Raw genomic sequence first — 24,266 nt, 5'->3', positions numbered from 1 at the left:
GGCGCGACAGTCTCGTCTAATTCTTACAGGCCCAGATCTTTTACATGCCGATGTCGAACACGTTCGGCAACTGGCCCGCCAAAGGCAGCGCGGTGGCGCCCAGGAAGGTCGCCACCATCGCCATCAGGCGACGGTTGTTCTGGCGCTTGCCGCGCATCTGTCCGGCGATCCACTCCAGCATCTCGCTGTTGACCTTGGCGGCGTAGGACGGCGCCCAGCTCTCGATCTCGGACTCTGCCGACAGCGCGACGCTGCGCGGCGGCACCTTCAGGCCCGAGGCGCTCGCGGCGTAATGGGCAACGGCCTTGGCGAGCAGGTCGTCGAACCGGCCGCCATCGGTGCGCTCGGTTGCGGCTTCATTGATCTCGAACAGCGCCTCGGCTTCGGCGCGGCTGACCGGCTGGTCGTTGACGGCCGTGGCGGTCAGGATGCGCGCGCACCAGGCGGTGTCATCGGCATCGAGCGAGCGGGAAAAGTGGACCCGGCCCTTGGTGGTCGGGCCTTCGCCCGTGATCACGCCGTCGCGCACGACGGTCAATGCATGAGCCGCGGTATCGCGGCAGGACGGTTCGAGGGACGGCGACTCAACAGACTTATGCGCAGCGGCAGACATAGTTCACTTCCAGATTTCTTCTGATCGACCAGCATTTTCATGCGGGCGTAAAGGGGTGGTTAATGATTCGATACGGGGATCGCGACTTTTCTCAATGGTTGCCGATTAGTCGCTACGAGGACCATTTCGGTTCCGGAGGCGTCGGGGCGAGCGTGATGCGGGTCATAAAAGGCTTTATGGGGGCAATCGAAACCGTACGGCTCCGGTCGAGATGTTTCGTCGCACGCGCGGCTGTAACAGAAAGGTGCTAGGAAATCGGCCCTTCAGAGAAGAAATTCACATTTTACTTGAAGCGGTTCACTTGACGTTCACTTGGGGTCGCGGAGAGCCTATACTGACCGCGACGGCCGAAGATAAATTCTATAGTAAATTCAATGAGATGAGGTAGAACCATGACACTTCCGATCGGCACCACCGCGCCCGACTTCGAAGCCGAGACCACCGAAGGGAAGATCAAGTTCCACGACTGGATCGGCAATAGCTGGGCCCTCCTGTTCTCCCACCCCAAGGACTTCACGCCGGTTTGTACGACCGAACTCGGCGCGCTTGCCAAGCTGAAGCCGGAATTCGACAAGCGCGGCGTCAAGCTGATGGGCCTTTCGGTCGATCCGGTCGACCGCCATTCCAAATGGTCGGAGGACATCAAGGAGACCCAAGGCGCCGCCCCCAACTACCCGATGATCGGCGACACCGACTTCAACGTGTCGAAGCTCTACGAGATGCTGCCGGCTTCGACCTCGGGCGATCCCCTCACCCGCACGCCGGCCGACAACCAGACCGTCCGCAACGTCTTCATCATCGGGCCGGACAAGAAGATCAAGCTGGTGCTGGTCTATCCGATGACCACAGGCCGGAACTTTCAGGAGATCCTGCGCGTCATCGACTCGCTTCAGCTCACCGCCAAGCATCGCGTCGCCACGCCGGCCGACTGGACGCAGGGCGAGGACGTCATCATCGCCGGCTCGGTTTCCAACGACGAGGCGAAGACGATCTATCCGCAGGGCTGGAAGGAACCGAAGCCCTACATCCGCATCGTGCCGCAGCCGAAATAAGCCACTGTCATCCCGGGATGGTCCGAAGGACCAGACCCGGGATCTCGAGATTCCGGGGGCGGTGCTGCGCACCGCCCCCGGAATGACAGCATGAGTTAAGCCGCATGCACGCCGTCGAGGAAGCTGTCGACCTCGGCTTTCAGATGCAGGCTCTCGCCTGACAGCGCCTGGGCAGAGGCGAACATCCGGCTCGAGGTCTCTCCCGTCTCGCTCGCGCCCTTGGCGGCGTGACGGACATTGACCGCGACATCGGCGGTACCGGAGGCGGCCGCGCGAACGCTGGCCGCGATGTTGTGGGTGGCGCTCCTCTGCTGCTCGACCGCGGCCGAGATCGAGCCCGCGATGCCGCTGATGCGCTCGATGGTCTGGCCGATCGCCTTGATGGCGGTGACCGATTCCTCCGTTGCAAGCTGCATGCTGGCGATCTGGTTCGAGATCTCGTCCGTCGCCTTGGCGGTCTGGCCGGCGAGCGTCTTGACCTCCTGGGCCACCACCGCGAAGCCGCGACCGGCGTCCCCGGCGCGCGCGGCCTCGATGGTGGCGTTCAGCGCCAGAAGATTGGTCTGCTCGGCGATCGAGGTGATCAGCTTGACGACGTCGCCGATGCGCGCCCCCGCCTCCGAGAGCTGCGCCATGCGCTGGTCGGTGGCTTCGGCCTGCCGTACCGCCTCGGCGGAGATCTCGTTCGATTCCTGCACCCGGCGGGTGATCTCGGAGATCGACTGGGACAGTTCGTCGGAGGCCGAGGCCGCCGTGCGCACGTGCTCGGAGGCGTTCTCGGACGCGCCGGCCGACTGCGCCGACAGATCGGCGGTGGAGCGTGCGGTGTCGGTGAGTTGCCGCGCCACCCGCTCGAACTCACCGGAGGAGCTCAGCACCTTGTCGAGGATGCCGCCGACGCTGCCGCGGAACTGCTCGACGAAGTTGCGCAGCTCCGCCTTGCGCTGCTCTGCCGCGGCAGCCGTGGCCGCGCTCTGCTCGCTGCGCAGGCGCGCCCGCTCCAGCGAGTTGCTCTTGAATACGGCGACCGTGCGGGCGATCTCGCCGATCTCGTCGGCGCGATCCTCGCAATCGATCTCGACGTCGCTCTGGCCTTCGGCGAGCGCCGTCAGCGAGCGCGTGACCGAGGTGAGCGGCCTGGTGATACGGCGGACGACCAGCAAGGTGAGGACCAGGACCAGGAGCGCGGCGATACCGGCCGCAATCGCCATGCTCTCGATGGCCTGGGTCAGCATGCTCTCGAGCTGCGCCATCGGGATGCCGACATAGAGAATGCCGACGACCTTGCCGGTGGCATCCGCGACCGGGAAATAGGCGGTCATGAAGGTTTTGCCGAACAGCGTGGCCGGGCCCTTGTACGCCTCGCCGCGGCGCAGGACGGCCTGCCCGGGATGATCGGCGGCAAGCTGGGTCCCGACAGCGCGGTCGCCGTTCTCCTTCTTCACGTTGGTCGAGCGGCGGACGAACTGCCCGCTCGCATCATCGAACACGAACAGGGTCGCGTTGCCGCCGACATAGGACACCGCGCGATCGACGATGGCGTGATCCCTGAACTCCGGCATTCTGGGAATCTCGGCGCGCGCCACCCCGCCATCCCGCATCGTGATCTTGGCGTCGGGAACGACCTCGGCAAAAGCCAGCGCCAGCGTGCGCAAATTGACCTCGATGTCGCGCAGCGCACGATCGTTGAAGGCGGAGGTGAGCGACCAGTAGCCGGCGCCGACCACGAGCGCCGTGTTCACGGCGATCAGCAGCACGGCGCACAGGACGGCCTTGGTACCCAGCTTGAGTTGCGGCAAGAACTTTGCCGTCGCACGGTTGGACATGAATGGAACCACCCCCGGAATTCCTGCATATTCATGCAATCGGCTTACGACCGAATTAACGACGGTTCACACCGCCACACGCGGCATGCTTGCCAAATTGTAAACGAGGCCTGCCCTGACCACGCCAAGCGCGCCGCCTGTCATCGTCTGGTTCCGCGATGACCTCCGCCTGTCCGACCATCCCGCCCTCCATGCTGCCGCGAAGACAGGTTCGCCGGTGATCTGCCTCTATGTGATGGATGAGATGGCCGGACGGGTGCCGGGCGGCGCGACGCGCTGGTGGCTGGCGCAGTCGCTGCGGGCGCTCGGCGCCGAGATCGCAACGCGCGGCGGATCGCTGATCCTGCGCAAGGGTCCGGCGGCCAAGGTGATCCCCGAAGTGGCGCGCGAGAGCGGAGCCGCAATGGTCTACTGGAACGGGGTCGCGCAGGCGCCACACCAGGCCGTCGAGAAACAGCTCGAAGCGGCGCTGGCAAAGCTCGGCGTGGACTCGCAGAGCTTCCCTGGCGACTTGCTGGCGCCACCCTCGGCGATCCGCAACAAGGAGGGCCGCGGCCTTCGCGTGTTCACGCCGTTCTGGCGGCGGGTGCTGTCGCTGGGCCATCCGCCCAAGCCTCTGCCCGCACCGCGGGAGCTACGCCCCGCCCCGCAGCTTGCCAGCGACGCGCTGGAGAGCTGGACGCTCGAGCCGACAAAGCCCGACTGGGCTGGCGGCCTGCGCCAGACCTGGACGCCGGGCGAAGCCTCGGCCCGCGTACGCCTCCGCGACTTCCTCCAGCACACCGCGCGCGTCTATGTCGGCGATCGCGACCGCCCGGATCGCGAGGGGACTTCAAGCCTGTCGCCTCACTTGAGGTTCGGCGAGCTCAGCCCGCGCCAGGTCTGGCACGCCGCGCGGTTTGCCGCAGCGGAGAATCCCGCGATCGGGCCCGGCGTCGAAAAGTTCCTGAGCGAGCTCGGCTGGCGCGAATTCTGCCGCCACCTCCTCCACGATCACCCGAGCCTTGCCACCGAAAACCTGCAAACGAATTTCGATGGCTTTCCCTGGAAGGGAGACAAGAAAGCGCTCGCCGCTTGGCAGCGCGGACGCACCGGCTATCCCATCGTCGACGCCGGCCTGCGCGAGCTCTGGCACACCGGCGTGATGCACAACCGGGTGCGGATGGTGGTGGCGTCCTTCCTGGTCAAGCATCTCCTGATCGACTGGCGCGACGGCGAGCGCTGGTTCTGGGACACGCTGGTCGATGCGGATGCCGGCAGCAATCCCGCCAACTGGCAATGGGTCGCCGGCTGCGGCGCCGACGCCGCGCCTTATTTCCGCGTGTTCAATCCAACTCTCCAGGGCGAGAAGTTCGATCCTGATGGAGCCTATGTCCGGCGCTGGGTGCCCGAGCTGAAAGACGTGCCGGCCAAGCTGATCCACCAGCCCTGGCAGGCATCACCAATCGAGCTTGCGAGCGCGGGCGTCACGCTCGGCAAGACCTATCCGCAGCCGATCATCGATCACGCGAAGGGGCGCGAGCGCGCGCTCGCCGCCTACGCAAGGATCCGCAAAGGTTGAGCGTTGCTTTGACACAATTATGAAACCCGCTATCGTCATCGCTCCATAAACCGTGGGGGACGATATGGACGACGAGAAGCCGATCACCGAACAGGCGCTGGACACGATCACCACCGCCGTGGAAGCGACCCAGGACGCCGCTGTCACCGCCGTCAAGCAGGTCAGGAAAGCCGCCAAGAAGGTCGCGAAGAAAGTAGCGCCGAAGAAGGCTTCCAAGAAGAAAGCGACCAAGAAGGCATCCAAGAAATCTGCGAAGAAGGCTGCAAAGAAGTCGTCGAAGAAAGCGGCCAAGAAGACTGCAAAGAAGGCCACCAAGAAGTCTGCGAAGAAGGCTGCCAAGTCGAAAAAGAAGGCCAAGCGCTGATCGCAGCGCTCGAGCAGGTCTCCGGGGGCGGGCGCGCCCGGAGACTCACCCCTACCCTCGCCGCTTGGCTGCGCGCCGGCCCGGGTGATGCTCGCCTTGCGGATCACGAAATTCGCTGCGATGGCCGCGCCGGTCCTCCTTGGCGAAGCGCTTCCGCTTCTCGGTTGAGCCGAACTGCTTGATCACCTTCCGGCCGTTGACCTTCTTGATGACATAGCCGCCTTCCGTCATCGAGAACGGCGCGTTGAGAGACCCCATATGGTCGAATTTGGTGCCGCGGGGATGCTCGAACGGTTCGAACCAGGACGGATAGACGAAGTTCGACATCGGAAAGCCGTTGACGAGAAAAGACTCCTCTTCCACGGCGTCGCAGACCTCGTAGGCATATTGGGTGTGCCGGGTCTTGTCGGCCCACAGATTGGCCATGGGATCGAGCACCATCTCGAACAGTTCGTGCGAGGCCGCCAGGCTGACCGGATCGTCCTCGCCGAGTGCCTTCAGAAAGATCTTTGAGATCGGCTGGCCGCGGTGCGTCAGCTCGTGTCGCCCGAGGAAGTTCTTGTGGGTGGCGTCGTCAAAATAGAGCAGCTGCCAGTCCGTCGGCTTCGGCTTGCGGGTGACGTCGAGGTCGATGGGATAGCCCCAGACCGGCAGGAAATGCTCGTCGTAGCATTTCTGGAGCGCCGCTGTGAGCCTCCCCATCATCCGCTCGCTCATCATCTCCTCGGCGTAATTGATGCAGGCAATCCGGACCGGCCTCAAGGACCTGCCGAGCAGCGCGCGTCTCGCTTTCTTCATGGAAATCACCTTGCCAAAGGGAAGCTGAAATCAGTCCAGCCTAGCACGCGCGCGCGCCGCACGTCAGGGATGTATTCCGACGTACTGGCCTGCGTGCCTAGAAACGCCGGTTGACCACGAACACTGCCGCCGCGCACATCGCCATGCCGGCAATCGCCAGCGCATCGAGCTTCTCCCCGAACAGCAGATAGGCCATCAGCGCCGTGACGGCGGGCACCAGGTAGAACAGGCTCGCAACCGAGGTCGCCGCAGCGTGGCGGATCAGCCAGTACAACAGCCCGATCGATCCGATCGAGAGCGCCACGGCGAGCCAGGCAAGCGCGAGCACGAACTCCTGCGTCCAGTGCACCACGCGGTCCTCGAACAAGAAGGCGCCGACCGTGAAGAAGACGGTGACGGCGATATATTGCACGAGGTTGCCGGCGCGCCAGTCGATGTGGTTGCAGTAGCGGCGCTGATAGAGCGTGCCGAGCGTGATGCTGATCAGCGATACCACCGAGGCGAGCCAGCCGAGCCCGGCCTCGCCGGTCATCGGGCGTCCGTGCAGGATCAGCACCACGCCGCCGAGGCCAAGCACGAGCCCCGCCCATTGCACCGGCGTCACGCGTTCGCCGAGCCAGCGGTTGGCGATGGTCGAGGTCAGGATCGGCTGAAGGCCCGGAATCAATGCCGAGAGTCCGGCCGGGATCGAATGCGCAATCGCAATCGCGGTGCCGCCGAGATAGAAGCCGTGGACGAGAATGCCGGCAACGGCGCTATGCGCGACGTCGACACGGTCCGGCCATTTCGGTCGCGCAACGCCTGCGATGATCGCCATCAGGCCAACCACGATCGCCATGCGAATGGCGAGATAGGTCAAGGGATCGGCGTTGTTGATGATGTATTTGGTGCCGATGAATCCGGTGCTCCAGAGCACGACGAACAGGATCGGCGCGGCGCGAGCGGTCAGGGCTTCTTGATTATGGTTCATTGCCGCCCTCATTGCCCGACCGGGACCTATGCGGCAATGCGAATTTCCAAACGAGCGATGCTGCGCTGCGACGGACCGCGGGCGCGCAGCTCAGCCGCTCACCATTCTTCCGGACAGGGGTCGATGATCTTCCAGAGCTCGACACCGTTCTTGATCTTCTTCATGTCGGTGGTGAGCCCGCCATTGCGGCGGATCCAGTCCTTCACCGTGTTGGGGTAATAGGACATCAGGTCGGACGTCCCCTCCGCGCTGGTGACCTTGATGCCGAAGGTGAAGGCCTTGTCGTAATAGGCCTGGTGGAAGCCGAGGCTGGCGCGCGGCGTCACGCAGATCTTGTTCATCGGCACCATGCCGAGCACCAGAGTGCAGGCCGAGTTGCAGATGCCGTCGATGATGACGCGCTCACCCTTCTCACGGACGCGCTTGTACTTGGCCTTGTACTCCTCGACGTAGCCGCCGTGGTCACGGGTGATGTGCAGCTCGGCGCGCGCCGGCGTGGCGGCGGCGACGGAGAGCAACAGCAGGCTCAAAAGCGTGATGCGCATGGTGCGTGACGGCAAAAGCCTTCAGGAATGAACCGGCCTCGAAGGACCCCCAAAGGGCCGGCGACGGGATTCTTGAGCGAATTCTCTTTGGCCATACTTGTGTGGGGAATTCGTTAAGCATCCCGAAAAGGCCAAAAATGGGCAGCCTTCGCCCCTGCTTCCGACAATTCTGTCACACCCACCCGGGAATCGGCGGGATTGGCCCCGATTTCCAGGCGCCGGATGGGTGCCCCGGCGGCCCGAAATGGCTATAAACACCTGACCTATTCGCGCCGGTTCCGGAGAATCGAGATGAGCACGTTGAAGCTTGTAGCCGCGGTTGCTGCCCTGTCGGCCGCAATCCTCGCCCCCAGCCTTGCGGAGGCGCGGGGACACCACCGGTACCACCGCCACTACACCAACCCGCTGCCCTACCCGATCAGCTATCTGCACAATTACGGGCCCGGCATCACCCCCGGCACGTTCGCCTTGTACGACGGCCCGTCGACCAACCACTGCTACCAGAGCTCGGCCGCCTATGTCGGCCAGGACGGCCGTCGGCACCCCTGCTTCTGAGGGGCGCTGGCGCATCCTCTGCGGGTGCCGCTATTTGGCGGCGCCCGACAGCAGCAATTGCTTCTCGATCTCGTAGACCGGCAGCTTGACGAGGTCCTTGCCGACCTCGCCCTGAAGCGCCTTGCGCACGACGTCCGAATAATCGGCGCGGATCATGCCGAGCGCGCGTGGTGAGGCCACCATGGTCAGGGCCGAGGTCTCGCCAGCGCTGACGGCGGCATCGAGCCGGCCGGCCAGGCTCCGCAGGAAGGCGCGCTCGGCCTCATCGTGCCAATCAGTCTGCTCGACTGAGCTGCGTGCGCCGCCGACGGCGGCGTTCAGCCGGCCCGGCGCATCGGTCCCTTGCGCACCGGTCGAGGGATTGGGCTGCTCGTGCACCTCCCGGGTGTGGAGGTTCGGAAACATCTCGTCGCCGAGGTTTTCCAGAATGAGCGCCTTGCGCCCGTCGCACACGACCAGCCAGTCACCCTTGTCTATTCTCATCTTGTCCATTGCACAGCTCCAAGCGATCTCGCGAGCCTGCTCTTCGAATTCCTCGAAGCGCTGGCTACGGCAAGACTAGGGACGAAGCCGTCCCGGCGAATTGCGCAGGATCAAGGATAAACGCGATGTCCTGCCATGCAGCGCCAGTGCAAGCGCAGTATTGGTCACGCGCGCGACGTGGGATAGTCTGGCGAAGCGAAAGGTCAGGCCTGCGGCGAGCTTGCTGAAGATTTGTTCATCAGCATTACATTTCGGTTCCGCCACAATTTGATCAGAACGACTTCGATATCCTGTATTGCGTAAGCAGAGGAATACATCATGAATCTCAAGACTGGCCTCGTCGCGGCATCCCTGTTCGGTGCCATGATGGCATCGCCGGCGGCGTCCGCCATGCCCATCGCGCCCGCACCTGCGACGCCGCAGGTCTCCGACGTCGAGCAGGTCCGCATGGTCTGCGACGCCTGGGGACGCTGTTTCTGGCGCCCGAACTATGATGGGTATTACGGCCCGCGGCCGTATTACGGGCCCCGATATTATGGGTATGGGCCACGCGCCTATGGGCCTCGCTATTACGGACCACGCTATCGCCGCTGGTGATTTCTGAAGGGGCCCTCGGGCCCCTTCGCTTTTGCGAGATCGCGCGTTGCGTCCATTCGCGTGCTCGCGGTCCGCGTGGAGCGATTCCAAAACTGATCTAGATCAAAGATGAAATTCGCCGTGCCGTCATTCTACGTCGATGGCGGATTTCATTGTTTTCCGATGCCCCCAGACGGGCATGAATGTGCAGACGCATCTCGAGAGGCAGCCAAGGCCTGGCGAGCGGAGGCCTGGCGAGCGGAGGCTTGAGGGACGGCGGCTCGAGGGGCGGAGCTTCGAGTCCTTCGCCTGTCCCGCCTGCACGCGTCTCCATTTCATCGACCTCGCCTCAGGCCAACCGATGAACCGGGACCGTTGACGGTGACATCGACCTGCCGCGTGGCATGATGTCCGCAATACTACGGCCCGGAATCCGGTTTACTGAATCATCCTGTTTCGCCATTGATTGCGATGTATCGATTTTCATTTAATTGTCACATTTCAGCATTCGGCCAGAAGCATGTTCTTCGACGCTCTCGCCCCCTCCTCCGCCCTCCAGCTGATCCGGTTTGCCGATGTCGACGCGTTTCGACCCGCCGAGTCGATGGAAGACGCCCGTAGCATTCCGCTCGACGTCGCCAACTTCGCTGCGGCGCGTGCGATCGTGAACCTGCCGGGGTGCCGGATCATCGTGGCTAGGTCGTTTGCGCGGATTCTCGATACCGCCTATCGCGCACCGGGCGGCATGGTGATCCTGCCGATGACCGACGATCTGCGGGCCAGCTCGAGCGGGATCGAACTCGACTCGCGCGTTTTCATCGCCTTGCGCGGCAATCATCATTGTCATTTCGTCGAGCATCAGACCAATTACCACGCGCTGATCATGTTCTCCCCCGCGCTCAGGGATCGCGGCTGGTTCGATCGCGCCGATGCATTGTGGGTTCGCATCGCGGACCCCGCGGCGCATCTCTACGCGCGTCAGCTCGTTCTCGACATCCTGCGGACCGCGTCCGTAGAGCCGCACATGTTCGAAACCACAGAGGTCGCCGCGCATCTCCAGGAGGGTCTGCTGCTCGCCTTCGACGATTTGTTTCAAATCGACCCGTTGTCTGATCGTACCGCCCCGAATGCAGGCGCGCGATCAGCCAGGCTCGTGCAACAGATCGACGATTACGTCGCGGCCTATCCGACCGCTCCGATCTATACGGCCAATCTAGCCGGCGAGTTGGGCGTTTCGGTCCGAACGCTCGGCGGCGCGGTGAGCAAGGTGCGCGGCATGAGCCTGCATCAATACATCCGCCTGAAGCGGCTGTGGGCCACACGCTCGCGGCTCCTGAAGGGCGGCGGCGCGACGGTCGCCACATGCGCACGCGCCCAGGGATTTCATCACCTCGGCGAGTTTGCCGCGGCCTACCGCGCGATCTTCCACGAGGCGCCTTCCGACACGCTGGCACGGGCCCGGCACACCGGTTTCTCTGCGAGCTGACGCCGCAGGCGCGACGCCGATGGCTTGCCTTGACCACGGGTCGGGCGGCTATGGAACAGGTTCCCTCGAACGACGTTGTCAGGTCCGAGCAGTGCGCCGCCAGCCAGCCCCGGGCGCGCGCTGAGAAACCCCGCGCGCCCTCCGCGCGGGGTTTTTGTCGCCGTCAATCAAGTGGTTCAGGGAAGAGAATGTCCATCAACCGCAACGTCTTGTTTCTGATCATCGGGGCTCTGGTCGTCACGGCAGCCGTGCTCGGCTACAACCTCTACCAGGCGAAGAAACAGCCCGACGGCCTGCAGATCAATGTCGGCCCCAATGGGCTGAAGATCCAGGGCAAGTAGTCAACGAAGTGATTGGAGCTTGGACCTGAGTTTGATCAGGATTCCGCAACCGGAGGCGAACGCAAGACCTCAGTTGCTCCGTTCCGACCTCCAGCCGGTTCCCCGATGTGGAATGGCGGCGGTGATATCTACATCTCTGCCGGCGGATTGACGCCAAGCTGCCACCCCAAAGCATAGGGTCAACGTCAGAGCCGTCACCAATAACAACAGGGATAAAAATTGGCTCAAGCCTGCACTCCCGCGCCGAAATATTGGATGAGCGAGCACAGGGCGGCGATTCGGAAAATGCAGCCGTACTGACCTAGGGAGCGTTTTCCCCAAGGTTGCAAACCGGTGGACGAGCACGCCGCAGCCTTTGACCCGCCGCGACTGCAGGAGGCAACGCCGACGCGCAAGAGAGCGGCGACTTTCCGAGCCTGACTAGCGCATTGGTTGAAAGCATCAGCAACAGCCTTCGGCCGGTTGCGAGCCTCGAGACCCCAATGGATGGCCTGCCTATCGAGCTCGGCTGCCTGATCGCGATCATAAGCCAAGCTATTGATTTTATTGGCGCGCTCGGAGAGATTCGAACTCCCGACCCTCGGAATCGAAATCCGATGCTCTATCCAGCTGAGCTACGAGCGCCCCCGGCCCGGGTATTGGGCCGCAACCGAGAAGCGCGGACCGCGGCTGGCAAGCCAGACATCGTGCGCCGTTCGGACGGGTTCGAATTAGCAGAGAGGCTGGCCAATAAAAAGCCCTTCCCGCCTCCGCGGAGGCGGGTCAGAGCGGGCTTGTCACCAGGTCGTGTTGAAGAGGCCGAAATGCGGCTGCTGCGCCACCATCATCGGCCGGCCATACTGTGGCCCACCATATTGATATTGCGGGGCCGGATGCGCTCTGGCGACCTTACGCTTGGGCTGAGCCTGAGCCTGCGGCTTCTTGGCGGCGTCGGCCTTCGAACCAGGCGTAAACTGGGCAAAGGTCTCGCGCACCCGCGCCTTGGCCGACATCTCTGCGAGGGCCGCTGCCGACGCGGTATCCGGCGGCTGAGGCGCAACGACGGCAGCGGTCTTCACCGCGGGCGGGGCAATCGACGGCTGGCTGGTGTCGAGCACGACACGCTCGGGCAGATGGCGATCGGACCGGATCCGGATCGACGGCTGGTCGTTGCTTGCGGTCGCGGCGGCTGGCGCCACGGGCGAGGCCGGCATGACGAAGTTCACCGCGAACAGCAGTCCGAGCAACGCTCCGCCGACAAACATGAAATACCGAAAGATGGGCATTGGCCGCACTCCGCCCCCCGCAATCCCCGCGTGGGCTCTTCGCCTTAAACAGGCGATACTCTGATTGGTTCCTGGCCCTGCCCTTCGGTTCAAATGGCGACGCCAATTTTTTGGCCAAGGCCTGCGGACAGTAACTTTTCCGCTACCGGGAACTGCCGGACGTTACGCGCGCCGTGCTGCGACCAGCGAACACTTCGCCTGATCGGCGTTAACGTTGATGAAGCCGACAGGAATACGCGCAAAGGTCTTGCGGCTCTTCATCGTTACCGTGTCGGCAAGCATGCGGCTGCGGTCGGTGAGATGACTGCCATCGCGCCGCGTAAACGCGCAGACGATCTCCAGATCCTTAACGGCATAGTCATTGTCGTTTCGCAGCGTGAACGTCACCAGCGCCTTCGAGCCGAGCCCGCCACGGCGCCAGGTCTGCGATGAGATTTTGAGGCGATCGAGTTCTGCCGCAGCCGGAGCCTGAGCTTCGACAATCGGCGAGACCGCCGCCGCCGTACTGCCCGGAGGTGCCGGTTCGACCGTTGCCACGTCAGACTTCACCGGCTCGGCGCCGTTGCCCCTGGAGAGCGGCAGCAGCATCCACACACCGCAGCCGACGATGATCGCCGCCAGCAGCCAGAGCAGGCTTCGCCCGAACGAGACGCTCGCGATCGTCACGGCTCGCGCCAAGCGCTCGCCGCTCCCGGCGAAACGTCCCCACCCGATCCGGTCAAACCTGGCGTTCATGGCTGCATCACCGACCGCGGCCGGAGCCCGTTCGACGACGGACTCGGCCACCGCTTACCTTAATCCGGGAGACGAACTAAGGTTCCCGCGCTCATGCCGAGTCGGCAAGGACGGTGGTGATCACCAGCCGGGGCCGCTAACATGCGCTGCAACATCGAAGACCCCGTTGGGAGAACATGAAATGCCAATCGCCGTCACTTGGGATCACGTCCATCTGCGCAGTCCCGATCCTGAGGCCACAGCGGCTTGGCTGCGGGACATCCTCGGCGGAGAGATCGTGCGCGCACCGGGACGGATCGACGTGAATCTCGGCGGCGCAAAGATCTTCATCGCGTCGCTCGAGGGCGACAACGCCGTCAACCCGCCGCCGCCGCACCCGCATCAGGGTCTCGACCATTTCGGTCTCACCGTGAAGGACATCGACGCCGTCGCGGCCGAGATCAAGGCCAAGGGCGTCACCTTCACGCGCGAGCCGACCACGATCCGGCCGGGCGTGCGCATCTGCTTCATCCGCGGCCCGGAAGGCATCTCCATCGAGCTGCTCGAGCGCGACAAGAAATACACCTGACCCATCGCCTCATCTGGCGCCTCATCGGAGGTCGACGAGAAGCCGGGCGCGCTATCGCCCGGCTAACTCATACTGCCCGGCATAAAGCAGCGGATGGCGACGCCCATGTAGCCGTAGATCGGCCACACCATGGTGCGCCCGACCCGGTTCGGCTCCGAGATGACGGCCTCCTCGGGCACGTCAACCCAGACGAGCTCCTGCTGCTGGCCGTCGAGCACGTGGCCCAGGCGCGGGATGCGGACACGATAGTGTCCGTCCTTGCTCTCCCAGTCGGTGTCCGAGAGCGCCGAGCCGTCGGCATCGGAACAGCAAGGCCCCTTGCCGCTGCGCAGGCCGTCGAACCACGCCTTCAATTCGGCATTGGTGTTGACGAACTGGCCACGGTCGCGCGCATGCCCCGAGGGGGCTGCGAGCGCGATCAGAGCCAAGGCGCAAGTGAGGCTCACCATGCTTCGCCAGCGTGGCGCGCCGCCAGTCGGCCGTTGTGTTTCGCAAATCGTGGGACGCACACTGTACAGACGCGGCTCATCGCCGCCGGAATCGATCCAGTTGCTCACGTTTGTCTTGCTCCAGCACCCCGCGGCCAGTGCAACAATGGTTATGCATTTCGCGGGCCAACTTGATTCGCAACGACGGGCCTCGCGTCATGATCAGACCGTCATGGTGGTGTCATAGACAAGCCGGGACAACTACGGCTGGCGGCGGCAAGATCGCACCGCCGGCCGGCAAACTGCCGCGTTGCGCGCGGGAACGCGCTTTGGCATAAAAGCTCTACCGGTTACGCCGTTGGGCGATGGCGGCCGGCCTGTGGGACGTGATGAAGAACGGCCTCTATTCGATTCACGTGAACCTGCTCGATGGTCGAGTCGGCAAGGGCAGCGGCGTGATTCTTTTTCGCGACGGCAAGATTCTTGGCGGCGATGCGTACCTCTATTACACCGGCAGCTACGTCGTGAAGGACGACCACACCTTCAAAGGCGAGGTGCTGGTGCAACGGCACACCTCGCCGCGGGGCGACGACAATCCGCTGTTCGGCGGCCCTGCCCCGGTCGGCATCGGCGTCAGCGGGACCTACACGGACACCCGCGCGGAGATGACGGGCACAGCGCTCGTCGGCAAGGCCAGCCTGATTTTCGGCGCCACGCTGCACAAGCTCGTGGAAGCCGATTAGGCGCGGGACTATTCCGCAGCCTGCTCGAGCGGCGCGGTGCGCGGCAGGATGATCTGGATCCGCGTGCCCTCGCCCGGCTCGGAATCGAGATCGAGCCGCCCGCCGAGGCGATTGGTGACGATGCTGTAGACGATGTGCAGTCCGAGGCCGGTGCCGCCCTGGTCGCGCCGCGTGGTGAAGAACGGATCGAAGGCGCGGCGGCGGACGTCGAGCGACATGCCGCAGCCATTGTCCGAGAAGATGATCTCGACATTGTCCTTGCCGGACTCGCGCACCTGGATGTCGATGATCCCCGGCCGGCCGTCCGGGAAGGCGTGCGCCACCGAATTGAGAAACAGATTGGTCAGCACCTGGCCATACGGGCCGGGATAGCTGTTCATGGTCAGGCTCGGCTGGCACTCGACGTTGAGCGTCAGATTGTGTTTGCGCAGGCCCGGCCGCAGGCTCATCACCACCTGCTCGGTGAGGTCGCCGAGATCGAAGCTGCGCTGATCGGAGTAGTTGCGGTCGGCCGCGACCTGCTTGAACGACTGGATCAGCTCGGCCGCGCGGTTCAGATTGGAGACGAGCTGCGAGGACGCATCGCGGCTGGTGTTGAGGAAATCGTTGAGCGTGGAGCGACGGAGCTCGCCGCGCTCGACTTCGGCGGTGAACATCGCGGTCTTGCGCTCCAGCGCGGATGCGACGGTGAGGCTGATACCGACGGGATTGTTGACCTCGTGGGCGACGCCGGCGACGAGCCGTCCGAGCGCGGCGAGCTTCTCCGCCTCGATCAGCGAGGCCTGGGTCTCGCGCAGGTTTCGCAACGCGGTCTCGGCGGATTCCTTGGCTTTGCGCATCTCCTGCTCGCCGCGCTTGCGCTCGCCGATGTCGAGCGCCACGGTGACGATCCGCTCGATCTCGCCGTCGGCATCGAGCAGCGGCAGCTTGTTGACCAGCCATTGCCGCATGTTGCCGGAGGAATCCTTGTACTCCTCCTCGTAGAAGCCGAGGCCCCTTCGAAGCTTGAGCACCCTCTTGTCGCTCTCGTCGGACTTGGCCGCACCATAGCGCGACATCAGATCCGCGGTGGTGCGGCCGAGCGCATCGCCGGGCTCGATGCCGAAGATGCCGGCCATGTAGCGGTTCATCAGCACGTAGCGCAGCTCGCGGTCCTTGACGTTGATGACCGCGGGCACGGTGTCGATGACCTGCTGGAGCAGGCGCCGTCCTTCGGCGATGGCGTCTTCCGCCCGCTTCTGGTCGGTGATGTCGCGCAGCGTGCCCTCGTAGCGGACGATGTTGCCCGCCTCGTCCCGCACGCCCGTCGCGCTGTCGGAAAGCCACAGGATGTTGCCGCTACGCTGGCGCACCTGGTACTCGAACTCGCGCACGATGCCGTCGCGCGCCATCAGCCGCTGATATTCGGCGCGCGCCTCGGGGTGGACGTAGATGGTGTGGGCGATGTCGTTGATGCTGTCGATGAGCTGCTGCGGGCTGTCATAGCCCATCATCCGCGCCAGCGCCGGATTGGCGTTGAGCAGATCACCGGCCGGCGTCGTGACATAGATGCCGTCGACCGAGCCCTCGAACAGCTTGCGATAGCTCTCTTCGGCGAGACGCTGCTCGGTGAGCGCCCGCACCGCCGCCTCGCGCGCCGTGTCGGCCTCCTCCAGCGCGCGGCGGAACACTTCGGCCGCGCGCGCGATGTCGCCGATCTCGTTGTCGAGGTCGGCCGACGGGATCGAGGCGTCCTTCTCGCCCGCTGCGAGCGCGCGGATGGATCTCGCGATCTTCGCAAGCGGCCGGACGGTCCGCCGCACCACGAAGCCGGCCGCGAGAATGCCGATCAAGACGCCGATGGTGCCGAACACGATGCTCTGCCACCGCGCCTCCGTCAGCGTGCGGGCGAAATCGCGCGACAGCACGTGGCCGCGCCTAGCGCTGACCTCGCGCAGGAGTTCCGTGACGCGGCCGATCAGGCGGCCCTCGGTGCCCAGCACCTCGCGATCGATATCGGCGATCTGTCGCTCCCGGACCGCCACCGCGATGATGGCCTCGGCATAGTCGTTCACGGCCGTCTTCAGCCTGGCGTCCGCGATGTCCATCGCCCGCATCCCCTGCGCGGCCTGCTCGGCGGCGGATGGATTGCGCGCCAGCAGCCCGAGCGCGATCTGGCTCTGCGCCTCCGACAGGCGGGAGGCGAGCTCGCGGTCCGCCGCGGCTCCAACGGCCACGTCGAACCGGTCGCGCAGCGGCGGCAGGCCGGCGAGCAGCTGGGCGCGGCGGTCGATCAGGGTCGAGATTCGCTCGAGGCCATTGCGATAGGTCGCAAGGCGCTCGGTCACCCCGTCGATCATGTCCTGCTGCTCGGGAGCGAGCTCGATGCGGGTCTTCTTCAGGATGTCGCTGAGCGTCGAGGCCGCCTCGCCGACCTGCTTGAACTGGGTGCCGGCGCCGGGATCGGTGACGAAGTCGCGCGCGGCGAGCCGCAGCTCGTTCATGCGGCGGTCGATGTCCTCGGCGAGGTCGCCGACGCTCTGGAGCCGCTGCAGCTCGGCGAAGGTCGTATCGATGTGCCGGATCGCGATCACGCTCGCGGTCGAGGTGACGATGATCACCGCCAGCACCAGGAGAAAGCTGCCGAAGGTGAGCTGGCCGATGGAGAGCGAGAATGTTCGCTTTTTCTCAGGGGTCGGCGTCAATTCGGCGGACATTGGGGCTTTTGAGGACCGGGCTATTGGAGGCCCAATATACGATGGTTTGCGGCCCCGGGGGAACATGCCTCGCGCTGCCGAATATCCTTAATATCGCGAGCCCGCCGCCCGTCTCACCTCCCCGATTATGACGTTTTGACGCTGGCCGCCCGCCGGGCCGGGATCGTCATGGCGGCGACGCCGAGGACGACGCAGGCAAGCCCGATCCAGGCGGTCCGGCTCAGGGTTTCGCCGAGGACGGCGACGCTGATGGCGACCCCGATCGGCACGCGCAAATAGGCCTGCGCAGTGGTGCCGACCGAGCCCAGCGTCTGGATCAGGCGGAAGTAGATCGCGAACGCTGCCGCAGTCGAGAAGGTCGCCAGCGCGAGCAGCGCCAGCACGGAACTCAGCGAGGGCGACAGCGTCCAGGGCTGTTCGACGATCAGCGAGGCCGGGATCAGCGCCGCCGCGCCCGCCAGCAGCGAGCCCGCGGCCGGTGCCATCGGATCGAGGCCTTTAAAACCGCGGCCGAAGATCGCAGCGCAGGCGTAGCAGATGGTGGCGGCGACGATGGCGGCCTCCGCGACCAGGCCACTGCGGACGTCGTGGAAAGCGTCGACGCCGACGATCAGCAGGATGCCGGCCATACCGGCGACCACGCCGAACAGTTTTCGCGGCGTCGTCACCTCGTGACGCGTGACGACGGCTGTGAGCAGGAAGGTGAAGAGCGGCCCGGCCGAGTTGAGGATGGTGGCGAGCGCGGCATCGACGTGACGCTCGCCCCAGGCGATCAGCGTCCAGGGGATCATGCTGTTGAGCACGGCCTGGAACGCGAAGCGCTGCCAGGTCGCGGCATCCGTGGGCATCCTGATGCCGCGCGCCCACATGACGACGAGCAGCAGCAGACCGGCGATCGTGGTGCGCGCCGCGATCAGCGTGATCGGCGGAATGGTGGCGACGCCGAGCTTGATGAAGGTGTAGGAGCCGCCCCAGAGCGTTGCGAGCGCGACCAGCAGCGCCAGCTCGACGGCGATGTTGGGGTCCCGTCCCTTATCCATTTTGCACGTCCCGTCCATTCGCGATGGACGGAACCTTAGCGCGTCCGGGGCCGCCAATACTTCGTTTGGTATCGAAGTATCCTAGCCGACCGCCCCGACCTCGAACACCTCGCCGTCATAGCCGGCTTCGCGGGGAATGCGGAGCTGGCGGCCGGTCTCGGTCTTGGTCATCACCGGCATCACCGTCACGACCGACAGGCCGCGGGCGTGCTCCAGCGCGGCGCCCACGCTGTCCTGCTTGGCGAGCCGGATCAGGTTGCGCGTGGTCGGGAACGGCAGCTTGAAGCGGCCGCTCTCGCCGCCCTCCACCGCCTCGCGCGGCGACACCCAGATCGAGTCGGTCGACTCCCGGCCGTCATGGGCGCCGAGCTGATCGGGCGGTGCGGCCGCGAGGAAGAACCAGGTGTCGAACCGCTTCGGCATGCCCTCCGGCGTGATCCAATGCGCGTAGGGCACGAGCGTATCGAGCGCGAGCTGGAGGCCGTTGTCGGCCAGGATACTCAGGAAGCTGATCTTGTGCTCGTTGAGGGCGACGCGATGCTTGTCGGCGATCTCGCCGGCGCGCTTGGCATCGATCGGCGTGCCCGAACCCTTCGCCCGCGCCAGCAGGATGCCGCTCTCCTCGAAGGTCTCGCGGATCGCGGCGACCCGAAATCCGCGATCCGATTCACTTAAGGCTTCGCCGCCCGAATAGAGGTGAGCGCGGGCGACGATCTCGTTGTCGCCGGCATCGACGCTGCCGCCGGGAAACACCAGCGCGCCCGAGTTGAACTCGATCTGATGATGGCGAACCATCATGAAGACCTCGATTTCCTTTGCACCGTCACGGAGCAGAAGGATGGTCGAAGCCGGGCGCGATGCTGATGTCTCTGGCATTCAACTAACCTGCGGCGCTGGATTGCGGGCCGAGATTGGCGCGCTTGTCGACGCGGGCGACGCGCGACAGGAGGTAGTCGACCTCCGCCTTCGCTGCCGGCGTGATGGTCGCGCCCGGATTGCGCTGGGCGCTGGAAGCGATGATGCCACGCTTCTGCAGCACGTGCTTACGCACCGCCAGGCCTGCGCCCGGCTGCTGCTCGTAGCGGATCAGCGGCAGATGCGCGTCGAACAGATCATGCGCAGCGTCGCGCTTGCCCTCCTTCGAGAAGCGCACGACGTCGATCAGGAGCTCCGGGAAAGCGTAGCCGGTCATGGCGCCGTCGGCGCCGCGCTCCATCTCGAAATCCAAGAAGAGTCCGCCATTGCCGCAGAGGATCGAGAGCGGACGGAGCGAGCCGTCCTTCTGGAAGTTGCGCAGTGTCGAGATCTTTTCCAGACCCGGCCAGTCCTCGTGCTTGAGCATCACGCAATTCGGATTGTCGGTGACGATCTTGCGGATCACCGCAGGGGTGAAGATTACCGAGAGCGTCAGCGGATAGTCCTGCAGCACCCAGGGCACATCGGGCCCGATCGCCTCCGCCGCCTGCTTATAGTAGCCGACGATCTGGTCGTCGGTACGGAGCGACGGCGGCGGCGCGATCATCACGCCGGCCGCGCCTGCATCCATCGAGGCCTTCGCCAGCGAGCGCATCGTGGCAAAGCCAGGCGCTGAGACGCCGACGATCACCTGCATCTTCTTGGCGCGCTTGACGAAGCGCACCGCGACTTGCTCGGCCTCCGCGGCGTCGAGCTTCGGCGCCTCGCCGAGGATGCCCAGCACCGTGACGCCGTCGCAGCCGACCTCCTCGTAGAAATCGGTCAGGCGGTCGATCGAGCGCTCGTCGATCCGGCCGTCATCGTGGAACGGTGTCGGCGCGATTGCGAAGGTGCCCTTGGCGTCGGCGGTCAGTTTCATCTGGTCTCTCTGTCCTATCGTCTGTCGTCATTCCGGGCTCGCGACGTCGTCGCGCCCCGGAATGACAGTGTGGCTAAAACCGCCGCGCGCCCATCTTGATCTGCTCCTCGGAGAAGAAGATCTCCTTGGCGTGATCGGCGATGTCCTGGGCCTTCCAGCCCGTGTGCGGCGGCTTCCAGCCGTCCATTTCCATCATCCGCATTTCGCGCACGCCGCGGGGCCCGGATACGCCCAGCACCTTGCCGGTCTGGTCGCCCGACAAATCGCTGACCATATATAGCACGGCCGGCGCGATGCCGTCCGGCCCCAGCGCCGCGCCGGGGTTCTCCTTATAGCGGGGCAGGTCTGCGGTCATGCGGGTCAGAGCGCCCGGGGCCAGCGTCCAGATCCGGATGTTGTACTTCCGGCCCTCGATCGCCAGCACGTTGGACAGGCCCCAGATGCCGCCCTTGGCCGCGCCGTAATTGGTCTGGCCGAAATTGCCGATCAGCCCTGATGTCGAGGAGGTGTTGACGATGACGCCGCCGCCGTTTTCCCGCATCCAGCGAAACACCGGCATGGTGCAACAGAAGGTGCCCTTCAGATGCACCTTGATCACCTTGTCCCAGTCGGATTCGGACGCCTTGGCGAAGGTCTGGTCGCGGAGGATGCCCGCGTTGTTGACGAGGATATCGGCACGGCCGAAATGCTTGATGGCGTCGTCGAACACCGACTGGCCGCCCTCCATGGTGGAGATGTCGGCGCCGTTGGCGACCGCCTTGCCGCCCTCGGCCTTGATCGCGTCGACCACGAGCTGCGCCATCGACTTGTCGGCGCCTGAGCCGTCGCGGGGACCGCCGAGATCGTTGACGACGACGGACGCCCCTTCCCGCGCGAACAGTTTTGCGTAGGCCTCACCAAGCCCCCCGCCCGCGCCGGTGATCAGCGCAACCTTGCCGTCGAGTAGTCCCATCGTGGCTTCTCCCTGCTTGTTTTTCTTGCTCCGTCATGGCCGGGCTTGTCCCGGCCATCCACGAACTTGATCGCCAACTGCACGAAAGAACGTGGATGCCCGGGACAAGCCCGGGCATGACGAAATAACTCAGAGCAGCGCAAGCGGCTCGATCATCCCAGCACCGTCTTGCCGTTCTTGATCACGGTGACGCCGCGCGACTTCACCTTGGCTTCGAACGAGATCACGCTGCCATCCTTCCAGAGATCCATGGTCACGGTCTCTCCGGGATAGACGGGCGATGAGAACCGCGCGACGTGCTGGCGGAAAGCAGAGGCGTCGTAGTCGGCATAGGTCTGGAGCACGCCGCGGCATGTGATGCCGTAGGTGCACATGCCGTGCAGGATCGGGCGCGGGAAGCCGGCCTTCTTCGCAAATTCCGGATCGCTGTGCAGCGGGTTGCGGTCGCCGCAGAGGCGATAGACCAGCGCCTGGTCGGGGCGTGTGACGATGTCGATGGTCCTGTCGGGGCTCCGGGTCGGGATCTTGTGCGGATCGGGCTGGGTCAGGTTCGGCCCGCCAAAGCCGCCATCGCCGCGCGCGAAGCGCGAGGCGACCAGCGTTGCGAGCTTCTCGCCCTTCTCGTTCTTGAGCACGGTCTGGTGGCTGATGACGACGCCCTTGTCCTTGCCCTTGTCGTAGACCTCGACAACGGAGGAGTCGGCCGTGATGTTCGCAGCCACCGGCAGCGGCTGATGGAAGGTGATGTCACGCTCGCCATCGACCACCATGACGCGGTTGAGGTTCATCTCGCCCGGCCCCGAACCCCAGGCTGCGACGGACGCAAAGGTCGGCACCACCTTGAGCGGCCGCGGCGTGAACGTGCCTTCGTTGACGAAGGCGAGCTCGCTCTCGTTCATGGGATCGGCACCGAGGCCGATGCCATAGGCGTAGAGCATGACTTCGCGATCACCATAGGCGTACTTCTGGCCGAGGTTTTTCAGGCCTTTGAGTTCTTCGTATCTGGCGGACATTTTTGGCTGTTTCCTCCCCGGCATTTTTCTCAGCGAGCACCGGCGCTCGTTAATGTGCCCTCTCCCCTTGTGCGAGAGGGCTGCACCGCTCTTGCACCAAACTCGTTTGGGTGAGGGGTTGGCTCCGCAGCGAACACTCTCTCCGTGGAGAGAACCCCTCATCCGGCGCTTCGCGCCACCTTCTCCCACAAGGGGAGAAGGGAAGAAATTTAGGCCGGCGTGAAGAACGGCAGCGGCGCGCCGTCGGTCGGCTTGAACACCACCTTCACCTTCTGGCCGATCTTCAGCTTCTCGAGATCGCAGTCGACGAAATTGGTCTGCACCGACGGCCCCTCCTTCAGGGTGACGTAGCCGATGGCGTAAGGGCCGGTCGGCGACTTCCGCATCAGGCTCCAGGTGTAGATCGTGCCCTCGCCCGAAGCCTCCTCCCACACCGTCTTGTCGGAGTAGCAGAACGGGCAGATCGAGCGCGGGAAGTAATGCGCCTCGCCGCAGGCGGTGCAGCGCTTGATCATGAACTTGCCCTGCTTGGCTGCGTCCCAGAACGCGGCAGTCTCCGGATTGGTCACCGGGGCCGGGTATTTTTTTGCATCTACCATCACACGCGCTCCAGAATGGCCGTCGAGGCGGCGTGGCGAACGCCGAGGAGGCCGCCGGTGCCGTGGGCAATGGCGAGATCGCAATTCTTGACCTGCACCTTCGGATGCGCCTCGCCGCGCAGCTGCCTGACGGCCTCGATGATCTTGGTCATGCCGCCGCGATTGACGGGATGGTTGCTGCAGAGGCCGCCGCCGTCGGTGTTGAACGGCAGCTTGCCGACGCCGGAGATCAGATTGCCGTCGGCAACGAACTTGCCGCCCTCGCCCTTCTTGCAGAAGCCGAGGTCCTCGAGCTGCATCAGCACCGTGATGGTAAAGCTGTCATAGATCGAGGCGTATTTGATGTCCTTCGGCGTGATGCCGGCTTCCTCGAACGCGCGCGGGCCGGACCAGATGCCGGCAGAGTAAGTGAGATCGAGGTCCTTGCCGCCGCGCGGGCCCTTCATCGCCTCGCCATGGCCGATCAGCTTGACCAGCGGCTTCTTCAGGCTCTTCGCAATCTCGGGCGTCGTCACGATCAGCGCGCCGCCGCCGTCGGAGACGACGCAGCAATCCATGCGGTGCAGGGGATCGGAGATCATCGGCGAGTTCAGGACGTCCTCGACGGTGACGACATCCTTGAGCATCGCATGCGGATTGTATTGCGCGTGGTGCGAGGCCGCGACCTTGATCCAGGCGAGCTGCTCGCTCGTGGTGCCATAGTCGTGCATGTGGCGCATGGCACACATGCCATAGGCATTGTGCGTGGTCGCGCCGTAAGCAGACTCGAAATCGGCTTCCGCGCCGGCTGCGCGCGGCGGCATCACGCCGGTGCGCGGCTTGCCTGCGAGCGTGATCAGCGCGATCGAGCACTTGCCGGCCGCGATGGCTTCAGCGGCATGGCCGAGATGGATGATGTAGGAACAGCCGCCGGTCTCGGTGGAATCGACGTGGCGGAGTTTTTTGGTGTTCAGGCCGAGATAATCGACCATCGGCCAGGCGCCGCCCGGTGCATCGCCGGCGCAGAAATAGCCGTCGACATCGTCCTTGGAGAGCCCGGCATCCTCGATCGCGCCCTTGGCGACCTCGGCATGGAGCTGGGCGGTGGATTTGTCCGGCGCATGCCGGGTCGGGTGTTCGTAGATCCCGGCAATGTAGGCCTTGCCCTTGATGGTCAAAACGTCAGGTCTCCGCGCTCGCGTTTCTTCTTGCTCCGTTTTTCTGAACCGCGGGGGCCAGCTTGG

General features: G+C 64.6%; 26 protein-coding genes and 1 tRNA gene. 9 read left to right on the top strand and 18 right to left on the bottom strand.

The genetic code is table 11. The features are described from left to right. Positions 1–40: 40 nt before the first annotated feature. The gene (locus tag AC5ZFO_RS09695; RefSeq protein WP_028154483.1) at positions 41–613 is read right to left on the bottom strand and encodes a hypothetical protein; all 573 of its coding nucleotides are present in this window, start codon (positions 611–613) and stop codon (positions 41–43) included. Positions 614–1,005: 392 nt separating this feature from the next. Here AC5ZFO_RS09695 and AC5ZFO_RS09690 point away from each other — a divergent pair, with 392 nt between their 5' ends. After that, positions 1,006–1,665: a peroxiredoxin gene (locus AC5ZFO_RS09690; protein WP_014494579.1), complete on the top strand. Its 660-nt coding sequence runs from the start codon at positions 1,006–1,008 to the stop codon at positions 1,663–1,665. Positions 1,666–1,760: 95 nt separating this feature from the next. On the opposite strand, the gene AC5ZFO_RS09685 is transcribed toward AC5ZFO_RS09690, so the two are convergent. Then, positions 1,761–3,491, bottom strand: coding sequence for a methyl-accepting chemotaxis protein (locus AC5ZFO_RS09685; protein WP_282521014.1), 1,731 nt, complete (start codon positions 3,489–3,491; stop codon positions 1,761–1,763). A gap of 169 nt (positions 3,492–3,660) precedes the next feature. Here AC5ZFO_RS09685 and AC5ZFO_RS09680 point away from each other — a divergent pair, with 169 nt between their 5' ends. Together AC5ZFO_RS09680 and AC5ZFO_RS09675 are read left to right on the top strand one after the other, a co-directional pair. Beyond that, on the top strand, positions 3,661–5,052 hold the full coding sequence (locus AC5ZFO_RS09680) for a cryptochrome/photolyase family protein (RefSeq protein ID WP_496122048.1): 1,392 nt from the start codon (positions 3,661–3,663) through the stop codon (positions 5,050–5,052). A gap of 64 nt (positions 5,053–5,116) precedes the next feature. Continuing rightward, on the top strand, positions 5,117–5,416 hold the full coding sequence (locus AC5ZFO_RS09675) for a histone (RefSeq protein WP_282521015.1): 300 nt from the start codon (positions 5,117–5,119) through the stop codon (positions 5,414–5,416). 51 nt (positions 5,417–5,467) lie between these two features. Here the strand turns inward: AC5ZFO_RS09675 and AC5ZFO_RS09670 are convergent, their stop codons facing one another. The 3 genes from AC5ZFO_RS09670 to AC5ZFO_RS09660 form a co-directional block, all read right to left on the bottom strand. Continuing rightward, complete coding sequence (locus AC5ZFO_RS09670; RefSeq protein ID WP_282521016.1) at positions 5,468–6,214, bottom strand: hypothetical protein; 747 nt, start codon at positions 6,212–6,214, stop codon at positions 5,468–5,470. 97 nt (positions 6,215–6,311) lie between these two features. After that, on the bottom strand, positions 6,312–7,184 hold the full coding sequence (locus AC5ZFO_RS09665) for a DMT family transporter (RefSeq protein ID WP_282521017.1): 873 nt from the start codon (positions 7,182–7,184) through the stop codon (positions 6,312–6,314). A gap of 98 nt (positions 7,185–7,282) precedes the next feature. Further along, the gene (locus AC5ZFO_RS09660) at positions 7,283–7,729 is read right to left on the bottom strand and encodes a hypothetical protein (RefSeq protein ID WP_063982650.1); all 447 of its coding nucleotides are present in this window, start codon (positions 7,727–7,729) and stop codon (positions 7,283–7,285) included. A gap of 291 nt (positions 7,730–8,020) precedes the next feature. Between AC5ZFO_RS09660 and AC5ZFO_RS09655 the strand changes: the two genes are divergently transcribed. Continuing rightward, entirely contained in the window at positions 8,021–8,284 is a 264-nt protein-coding gene (locus tag AC5ZFO_RS09655) for a hypothetical protein (protein WP_282521018.1), read from the top strand. 30 nt (positions 8,285–8,314) lie between these two features. Here AC5ZFO_RS09655 and AC5ZFO_RS09650 read toward each other — a convergent pair whose 3' ends face one another. Further along, entirely contained in the window at positions 8,315–8,776 is a 462-nt protein-coding gene (locus AC5ZFO_RS09650; RefSeq protein ID WP_282521019.1) for a host attachment protein, read from the bottom strand. Positions 8,777–9,085: 309 nt separating this feature from the next. On the opposite strand from AC5ZFO_RS09650, the gene AC5ZFO_RS09645 reads away from it, so the two are divergent. The 3 genes from AC5ZFO_RS09645 (at position 9,086) to AC5ZFO_RS09635 (ending at position 11,170) form a co-directional block, all read left to right on the top strand. Continuing rightward, on the top strand, positions 9,086–9,364 hold the full coding sequence (locus AC5ZFO_RS09645; RefSeq protein ID WP_282521020.1) for a hypothetical protein: 279 nt from the start codon (positions 9,086–9,088) through the stop codon (positions 9,362–9,364). 499 nt (positions 9,365–9,863) lie between these two features. Beyond that, on the top strand, positions 9,864–10,829 hold the full coding sequence (locus AC5ZFO_RS09640) for an AraC family transcriptional regulator (RefSeq protein ID WP_282521022.1): 966 nt from the start codon (positions 9,864–9,866) through the stop codon (positions 10,827–10,829). A gap of 188 nt (positions 10,830–11,017) precedes the next feature. Continuing rightward, positions 11,018–11,170 (top strand): hypothetical protein, encoded by a 153-nt coding sequence (locus AC5ZFO_RS09635; RefSeq protein WP_014494567.1) that lies wholly within the window; start codon positions 11,018–11,020, stop codon positions 11,168–11,170. A gap of 547 nt (positions 11,171–11,717) precedes the next feature. Here the strand turns inward: AC5ZFO_RS09635 and AC5ZFO_RS09630 are convergent. The 3 genes from AC5ZFO_RS09630 to AC5ZFO_RS09620 form a co-directional block, all read right to left on the bottom strand. Continuing rightward, positions 11,718–11,794, bottom strand: a tRNA-Arg gene (locus AC5ZFO_RS09630). Between the two features lie 152 nt (positions 11,795–11,946). Further along, entirely contained in the window at positions 11,947–12,435 is a 489-nt protein-coding gene (locus AC5ZFO_RS09625; RefSeq protein ID WP_282521023.1) for a hypothetical protein, read from the bottom strand. Between the two features lie 162 nt (positions 12,436–12,597). Beyond that, positions 12,598–13,170 (bottom strand): hypothetical protein, encoded by a 573-nt coding sequence (locus AC5ZFO_RS09620; RefSeq protein ID WP_282521024.1) that lies wholly within the window; start codon positions 13,168–13,170, stop codon positions 12,598–12,600. Between the two features lie 181 nt (positions 13,171–13,351). On the opposite strand from AC5ZFO_RS09620, the gene AC5ZFO_RS09615 reads away from it, so the two are divergent. Next, positions 13,352–13,738, top strand: a complete 387-nt coding sequence (locus AC5ZFO_RS09615; RefSeq protein ID WP_282521025.1) for a VOC family protein — start codon at positions 13,352–13,354, stop codon at positions 13,736–13,738. Between the two features lie 62 nt (positions 13,739–13,800). On the opposite strand, the gene AC5ZFO_RS09610 is transcribed toward AC5ZFO_RS09615, so the two are convergent. Continuing rightward, on the bottom strand, positions 13,801–14,295 hold the full coding sequence (locus AC5ZFO_RS09610; RefSeq protein ID WP_085405488.1) for a hypothetical protein: 495 nt from the start codon (positions 14,293–14,295) through the stop codon (positions 13,801–13,803). 260 nt (positions 14,296–14,555) lie between these two features. On the opposite strand from AC5ZFO_RS09610, the gene AC5ZFO_RS09605 reads away from it, so the two are divergent. After that, the gene (locus tag AC5ZFO_RS09605; RefSeq protein WP_306664372.1) at positions 14,556–14,909 is read left to right on the top strand and encodes a GrlR family regulatory protein; all 354 of its coding nucleotides are present in this window, start codon (positions 14,556–14,558) and stop codon (positions 14,907–14,909) included. A gap of 8 nt (positions 14,910–14,917) precedes the next feature. Here the strand turns inward: AC5ZFO_RS09605 and AC5ZFO_RS09600 are convergent, their stop codons facing one another. The 8 genes from AC5ZFO_RS09600 to AC5ZFO_RS09565 all read right to left on the bottom strand — a co-directional run bounded on the left by AC5ZFO_RS09600 (position 14,918) and on the right by AC5ZFO_RS09565 (position 24,200). After that, positions 14,918–17,605: a PAS domain S-box protein gene (locus AC5ZFO_RS09600; RefSeq protein ID WP_282521027.1), complete on the bottom strand. Its 2,688-nt coding sequence runs from the start codon at positions 17,603–17,605 to the stop codon at positions 14,918–14,920. Positions 17,606–17,730: 125 nt separating this feature from the next. After that, positions 17,731–18,645, bottom strand: coding sequence for a DMT family transporter (locus tag AC5ZFO_RS09595; RefSeq protein WP_282521028.1), 915 nt, complete (start codon positions 18,643–18,645; stop codon positions 17,731–17,733). A gap of 81 nt (positions 18,646–18,726) precedes the next feature. Continuing rightward, positions 18,727–19,521, bottom strand: coding sequence for an NUDIX hydrolase (locus tag AC5ZFO_RS09590; protein WP_282521029.1), 795 nt, complete (start codon positions 19,519–19,521; stop codon positions 18,727–18,729). Positions 19,522–19,525: 4 nt separating this feature from the next. Then, the gene (locus tag AC5ZFO_RS09585) at positions 19,526–20,479 is read right to left on the bottom strand and encodes a dihydrodipicolinate synthase family protein (RefSeq protein ID WP_496122006.1); all 954 of its coding nucleotides are present in this window, start codon (positions 20,477–20,479) and stop codon (positions 19,526–19,528) included. Between the two features lie 73 nt (positions 20,480–20,552). Beyond that, positions 20,553–21,431 (bottom strand): SDR family oxidoreductase, encoded by an 879-nt coding sequence (locus tag AC5ZFO_RS09580; RefSeq protein ID WP_282521031.1) that lies wholly within the window; start codon positions 21,429–21,431, stop codon positions 20,553–20,555. A 152-nt stretch (positions 21,432–21,583) separates the two neighbouring features. Beyond that, on the bottom strand, positions 21,584–22,444 hold the full coding sequence (locus AC5ZFO_RS09575) for a MaoC family dehydratase (RefSeq protein ID WP_282521032.1): 861 nt from the start codon (positions 22,442–22,444) through the stop codon (positions 21,584–21,586). A 209-nt stretch (positions 22,445–22,653) separates the two neighbouring features. Then, positions 22,654–23,043, bottom strand: a complete 390-nt coding sequence (locus AC5ZFO_RS09570; protein WP_014494555.1) for a Zn-ribbon domain-containing OB-fold protein — start codon at positions 23,041–23,043, stop codon at positions 22,654–22,656. Continuing rightward, positions 23,043–24,200 carry a thiolase family protein gene (locus AC5ZFO_RS09565; protein ID WP_253571758.1) on the bottom strand — a complete coding sequence of 386 codons (1,158 nt, stop codon included), beginning with the start codon at positions 24,198–24,200 and terminating at the stop codon, positions 23,043–23,045. The genes AC5ZFO_RS09570 and AC5ZFO_RS09565 overlap by 1 nt, the downstream gene beginning before the upstream one ends. Positions 24,201–24,266: the final 66 nt, after the last annotated feature.

The organism is Bradyrhizobium sp. Unk1, assembly GCF_059512345.1.
This window is presented reverse-complemented; position numbering and strand designations above follow the sequence as displayed.